The organism is Sphingobium sp., from assembly GCF_035511395.1.
Classification (GTDB): Bacteria; Pseudomonadota; Alphaproteobacteria; order Sphingomonadales; family Sphingomonadaceae; genus Sphingobium.
Window position 1 is genome coordinate 1 of the sequence record NZ_DATKFP010000119.1, and the last position, 6,093, is coordinate 6,093.

Annotated in this window: 3 protein-coding genes and 1 pseudogene; 1 reads left to right on the top strand and 3 read right to left on the bottom strand. The window is 63.7% G+C overall.

Annotated features, from left to right (window positions below; all coding sequences use genetic code 11):
- Positions 1-3,195: conjugal transfer protein TraG N-terminal domain-containing protein (locus tag VMR39_RS07480; protein ID WP_325415347.1), on the top strand; the 3,195-nt coding region annotated here is incomplete at its 5' end.
- A gap of 142 nt (positions 3,196-3,337) precedes the next feature.
- Here the strand turns inward: VMR39_RS07480 and VMR39_RS07485 are convergent.
- The 3 genes and pseudogenes from VMR39_RS07485 to rpoD all read right to left on the bottom strand — a co-directional run.
- Complete coding sequence (locus VMR39_RS07485; protein ID WP_325415348.1) at positions 3,338-3,589, bottom strand: hypothetical protein; 252 nt, start codon at positions 3,587-3,589, stop codon at positions 3,338-3,340.
- 239 nt (positions 3,590-3,828) lie between these two features.
- Positions 3,829-3,981, bottom strand: coding sequence for a hypothetical protein (locus tag VMR39_RS07490; protein WP_325415349.1), 153 nt, complete (start codon positions 3,979-3,981; stop codon positions 3,829-3,831).
- A gap of 245 nt (positions 3,982-4,226) precedes the next feature.
- Positions 4,227-6,093: pseudogene (rpoD, locus tag VMR39_RS07495) on the bottom strand (RNA polymerase sigma factor RpoD); the annotation flags it as partial.

Consider the following 6,093-nt stretch of genomic DNA (forward strand, 5'->3'; position numbering starts at 1 on the left):
GTGAAGGACTATGTGCGCCAGTGCTATCCGGTGGCGCGCGTCTCCCCGGCCTACGGCGTCGACGACGACCAGCTCTTCCGGACCTCGACCGACCTTCCCGCCTCTTTCGCGGCGATGGCCGGGCCGGCGACCTTCTCGACCGTGTTCACGGCGAGTGACAAGGCCGGGACGACGATGAGCTGCGAGGCGGCATGGAGCCACATTTCCGAGCGTCTGTCGGATGCCAGCCTGTTCGATGCCTACAGCGACCAGGTCTGCGCGCGCACGGGATTCGACGTGACCCAGACGGCGCAGCGCGATCGCTGCCGCCAGCAGATCGACGGCCTGGGCGAGATGATGCTGGGGCAGGCGATGAACCGGCAGAAATTCCTCACCAACATCCTGCTCGGCCAGACCGTGGGCGACGTCCTCTTCGAGGATTCGCCGGCGGCGACCGCGCGGGTGATGGCCAACCGCGCGATCGAATCCAACGGGCTTGCCACGCTCTCGACCGCCAACGAATGGATGCCGACCATCCGCGCCTCGGTCTTCGCGATCATGCTGATGATGATGCCGATCGCTCTGCTGTTCATCCTGACGCCGATCAACCTTCGGGTCGCGAGCTTTGCGCTCGGCCTCTTCGTCTTCGTCGCGCTGTGGGGCGTGATCGATGCCGGGATCTACCAGCTGACCCTGGGACGGGCGATGGATGTGCTGGCCGAACTGCGTGCGACCAGCGTCGCGGCCGACAGCTGGATCCTCGCCCCCTCGGCGGCAATGAAGGCGCTCGCCATCTTCGGCTCCTTCCGCACTGCTGCCGCGGGCCTGGCGGGCGCGTTCGTTTTCACGGTGTTCCGCTTCTCCGGGAACATGTTCACTGCCTTCACCTCGGGCATGCTCGGCGTACAGGGACAGGGCAGCATGGCGGCCGCGACGGTCGGGACCACCGAAGGCTATGCATCGGCGCTCGAAGCGCAGGCGTCGGCGAGCGGGACGGCTGCACGGCGATCGACGTCCTCCGGGTTCGGCGACTTCGGCGAGCGCAGCAGTTTTGGTCTCGACCGGGCGTTCGCCTCCTCCGGCGCCGTGCTCGCCGAACAGGGCGGCGGCGCTGCCGGCACTGCCGCGTTCGGGCTTGGCCGGACCGACGCCGCGCGCGAACTGGGTGGTCTCTCCCCTGCCCTTGTCGGGCGGGACCTCAGCGATCCGGCGACGGCCCGCGCCGTTCGCGCCAATGCGGCGACGTCGGCTATCCATAATTTCGCCCAGGGCGATGCCTTGCGAAAGCTTGGCACGACGTATTTCGGAGAAGGACAGCCGGGTGAGCGGGCCTTTGCCGCGTTCGCGCAGAACATGGTGCAGTGGAAGGCGTTCGGCGACCAGCGCGCCTACGAGATGATGCAGTCCGGCGCGCGGCGGCATTTCGAGCGTAGCGGCTATGACGCCAAGGACGCAGCGCTCAAGGCCTCTACTGTCATTGCCCAGGCCGGAGCCGATCCGACCTTCGCGAAGCTGACGGCAAACGCCTTCGAGCAGGACCAGATGCTGCGCAACGACCTGACCGCGGCTGAGACGCAGGTCGGCGCGATGGAGGGCCGGCGCGACTATGCGGGGGGCCGGGTCGCTGCCGTCGAGCGGGGCAATGTCGCGACCGAGCAGGCGCATCGTACCGGGGCCAATCAGGGCCAGCGCCAGGCAGCCGCCATGCTCGGGCTGTCCGTCACCGAAACCAGCCGCCGCATCGGGTTCATAAATGCTCTCTCGGGAGAAGCGCGATCGACGGCGATCAGCCAGCTTTCACGCGCGACCGGGCGGAGCGAAGCGCAGGTTCTGCGCGCGCTGGAGAACTACAATGCGGCAGTTCAGGTGGGCACAGCCGATGGTGCGACGGCCGAGGCGGCCCGCGAGGGCACGAGCGTCTATGGCCGCACGCGCGAGGCGGCGGGCTATGACTTCGCCGAGCGCTCGGGCAAGCTCGACGCCCAGCGCGAGATTGGGGCCGACGGCGTGCGCGGCAACGCGCAGATCGGCGAACAACGGCGGCAGGCGGACAATGCCGGCTTCGCCGAAGGGGCCGCAGCCGCAGGTGTTTCGGTCCGGGAAGCCGCGCGCCTCGATTCCTTCATCCGCGCGCTGGCCGGGACCGCCGGTAACCAGGTCGACATGGCCGAAGGCGGCGCGGAAGGAATCGCGGATCGTGCGCGCAACGAGCGCCTGACCGGGATCGTCGAGCGGGAACGCCTCACCCGCACCCAGGCGCTGCTGCGCGCGCATGGCGTCGAGATGTCGAAGCGCCAGATCGCCATGGACCAGAATGGCGATGTCAGCCTGAACCTGACGCCCGAACTTGCAGCGCAGATGTGGCGCGGTGGTCTCATCAACGAAAGTCAGCTTGGCGCCATCGCCAATGGCGGCCATGCCCGCTTCAGTTTCGCGCACAATGACCTGCTCGTTTCCAGCAGCACCGGGTTCAGCCGGTCCGCCCGCAATGACACCAGCACGCGCTTCGAAGCCGGCAAGCAGGCGGGCCCCGACACGATCGAGCACTTCCTGGGCAACGGCAAGGAAGGGCAGGCCGCCATGGCCAACTGGCTACGCGGCGGGTTCGAGATGGATCGCCGGGGCAACTGGCGACTGAAGCCCCAGGTGGCCGATACGCTGGAGCGCGATGTCACCGCGATCATCGCGCAGACCGGATGGCAAAGGTCGGTTAGCCGCACTGCGGAGCATCAGACGCAGGATAGTCAGAGTATTTCCGGCGATCTTACTGCTTCTGCCTCACGTGGAGGGGGCTCAAGCGGCAAAGAAGGTAAAGAAAAGGATGGCGCGAAAGCCAGCGCCGTTGGCTCTTTAACCGGAAAGTTGAGTGCAGACATTTCAGATCGAGGAATAGCGGGAGTTGCTGCGCAAGCATCAATCGACATTGTAAATTACGACGTCCGAGAGGCGATTGCCTCAGCAGAGAAAAGAGCCGCTCGTTCCGGTCGCCCAGAGGAGGCTTTTGCCGGGGAGCTTAGCGAACGTGTGCTAGGTAATGATGGGCTCCGGAACAGATATCTAAACCAGGCTGACTCTGGACGCAGCACTGTAGATGTCACCGGCCCCGTCATATCGATGGAGCAGTCCTCAATCCTCAGTTCCGGCCGATTGGTTTTCGACCGGGATCGAGGGCTGACGGATGGAGATTCCAGCTTCAAAGAGCGTCGGGATCCATGAGATCAGTGCTTTATTGCTCCGATGTGCTGGAGATGTCGGAGCCCCGAGCGCGCGTCAGCCGGATCAGTATATGGATCGCCAATTGGCCTCTGCGGCGGTGGACCCGGCGTAATCAACCATTCCCCGCACGCGACCTTGGCCTTCAGAAAGCCATATCCCAGGACCGCACCACAGTAACCGGATTGAATACGAAGATCAGCAGCACCATCGTGTTGACGAGATAGATGTTCAGCCGGTCATAGGGGATGGTAATCATCAGCTCGAGGCCGATCCAATAGAGCAGTGCCAGGGCAAGATAGAGTTTGGAATACCACGGGCGCCAGAACCAGTCGGCTGCACGCGGCGACGGCGGGGCCGCCTCTTCTGCCGGTTCGAGGTGATCAACATCCTGCATGTGCAGAGCCTTTCCAAACCAGAAGATAACACAACAACGCTCGGCGTGGGAACAGGACAAGGCAGTCTTCGCCGAAGGGACGCCGAAACAAACTTTCCCGAAACCCGAGTTGCAGCCTTTCCTCCCCCTCCACTTCCAACTTGCTCGCCATCCACGATCCCACATCACCTGCGCATCGACAGTGAAAGGCCAAGGCCATGAAAAGCCAACGCCCACAGCCCGCCTCACTTCCTGAACATTCACCAACTGCAAATGCCGCTGTATTGCGCCTTGCCCGCCTTCTGGGCCGGCAGATAGCGCGGGAACAACACAAAGCGCGAAGGCAGCGGGCGAACCGCGAAGATGTCTCCCCTGCGCCCCATGAACAGCAACGCCGCTGCGTCATGGTTCATGGGAGGACATCATTCAGCCATAAGGCGTCCGACATGCAATTTGGTCACGGACACATGTTCGCTTTCGGGACCCACGGTGTTCAGCCGCTATGGTCTCTGTCACGAGATCGCATCAACGCCCGCGCGGTGCCCGCGCCCATGCGTCGCCGCGACGGATTTGTCGCATATCCCCACCGCAAGTTCTTTGACCTGAAACCACCAATGCCGGCGTGGAATCCGGGCTCGAATGTCAGTGCAAACAGGCGTCAATCAAGGAACGCACGCATCGCGCGAGACCTGCCAGGGTGCTTGAGCTTGCGCAGCGCCTTGGCCTCGATCTGCCGGATTCGCTCGCGGGTCACCGAGAACTGCTGACCGACTTCCTCGAGCGTATGATCGGTGTTCATGCCGATACCGAAGCGCATGCGCAGCACGCGCTCCTCGCGCGGGGTCAGCGATGCCAGGGTCCGCGTGATCATTTCCTTGAGGTTCGCCTGGATTGCCGCGTCCACCGGGATGACGGCGTTCTCGTCCCTGATGAAATCGCCCAGGTGGCTGTCTTCCTCGTCACCCACAGGCGTGTCGAGGGACACCGGCTCCTTCGCGATCTTGAGAACGCGCTTGACCTTCTCGAGCGGCATCGAGAGCTGTTCGGCCATCTCCTCTGGGGTGGGCTCGCGGCCATGCTCATGGAGGAAGCGCCGGTTTGCGCGGACCAGCTTGTTGATCGTTTCGATCATGTGGACCGGGATGCGGATCGTACGGGCCTGGTCCGCGATCGAACGGGTGATGGCCTGCCTGATCTACCAGGTTGCGTAAGTCGAGAACTTGTAGCCGCGGCGATACTCGAACTTGTCGACGGCCTTCATCAGACCGATGTTGCCCTCCTGGATCAGGTCGAGGAACTGCAGCCCCCGATTGAGGTACTTCTTGGCGATGGAGATCACCAGGCGCAGGTTCGCCTCGACCATTTCCTTCTTGGCGATACGCGCCTCGCGCTCGCCTTTCTGGACCATGTTGACGATGCGGCGAAACTCGGGGAGGGCCATGCCGATGGTCGCCGCTATTTCCGTGACCTCGATGCGGATCCGCTCCGCGGGTTCGGCTTCGGCAGCAGCGAACGCCGCCCATTTCTTGTCCCGGCTCGCCATCTCGACCACCCAGGTGTCATCCAGTTCACGGCCGACATAGGCTTCGAGGAAATCGGCGCGCTTCACCTTGTGCCGCTCGACCAGCCGCAACATCTGGCCGCCCAGCGCCGTGAGACGGCGATTGGACACGTAGAGGTTGTCGATCAACTGCTCGATCTTGACCGCATGGAACCTGACCGACTCCACCTGCGTCGTGAGTTCGGCTCGCAGCTGCTGGTACTGCTCCTCCTTCGCCTCAGGGAAATTGATACCAAGCCCTGCCGCGTCCATGCGACTGACCTGAAGCTGTTCGAAGCTGCGAAACAATCCGGCGATGAGCGCGAATTTATCCAGCGCCTCGGGCATCAGAGCCGCTTCCATCTGCGCAAGGCTGATACCGCCCTCGTCCGCGTCCTCCTCTTCGGTTCGCGGGGTCGCGAGCGGCTTGCCGTCCTTGTCCAGCTGACCGCCATCCTGCTCTTCCGGCTCCTCTTCCTCGCTGAAGGACAGGCCTGCGGTCTTTTCGCTGATCTCGCCGCCATCTTCAGCTTCGCCGCCGTCGGCGAACGTCTCGGACTGCGGCTCCTTCGAAAGCATCGCGTCGAGATCGAGAATCTCGCGCAATTGCATGTGGCCGGAATCGAGCGCGTCGGACCAGCGGATGATGGCATGGAACGTCAGGGGGCTTTCGCAGAGGCCCTGGATCATCATGTCGCGGCCGGCTTCGATCCGCTTGGCGATTGCAGCCTCACCCTCACGGGTAAGCATCTCGGCGGTCCCCATCTCGCGCAGATACATACGCACGGGATCATCCGTGGTCCCAAGGTTTTCCGTCTTCCTGGGCCGTGGATCGCGGCTCTCGAAAGCAGCGCTGCCGTCCGCGGCGCCGTTTCCTTCGTCGGTCGCGGCCTGATCGTCGTTTTCGGCCGCCGAGGTGAGCTCAACCTCGCCATCATCGCCATCCGGATCATCCTCGTTCTCGACGATCCTGATGCCCATCTCC

Bases quoted from the DNA above. Each gene is read 5' to 3' on its own strand.
- VMR39_RS07485 (WP_325415348.1), bottom strand. From the start codon at position 3,589: ATGCAGGATGTTGATCACCTCGAACCGGCAGAAGAGGCGGCCCCGCCG.
- VMR39_RS07490 (WP_325415349.1), bottom strand. From the start codon at position 3,981: ATGAACCATGACGCAGCGGCGTTGCTGTTCATGGGGCGCAGGGGAGAC.